1 protein-coding gene is annotated in these 266 nt (G+C 58.6%); it reads left to right on the forward strand.

What is annotated here, in order from left to right:
- Positions 1-107: 107 nt before the first annotated feature.
- The coding region (locus tag KVT37_RS34085) for a methyltransferase domain-containing protein (RefSeq protein ID WP_368860646.1) at positions 108-266 on the forward strand (159 nt) is incomplete at its 3' end.

Genomic DNA, 266 nt, shown 5'->3' on the forward strand with positions numbered 1-266 from the left:
GCAGAATTTCACCATCGGCCGGCCATGGAGCGAATGACGCAAGCTGGCCGGATCTACATTTCGAGTCCTCCCGGCCGGAATACGAAGGCGCACTTACCCAAGTTGGAATGCAACATGGCTGGGACGTGCTCGATGCGGGATGCGGGGCCGGAAGCTTCCTTCCGCTCATCTGCGAGTTGACTGGCTCCAACGGGTCGGTGGCAGGTCTTGATCTTGCGCCTGAGAACATTCATCGCGCCGTGAGCTTGGTTAGAAAGGTTCCGGAT

The sequence above is a fragment of the Mesorhizobium sp. GbtcB19 genome, from assembly GCF_019091085.1.
GTDB lineage: Bacteria > Pseudomonadota > Alphaproteobacteria > Rhizobiales > Rhizobiaceae > Mesorhizobium.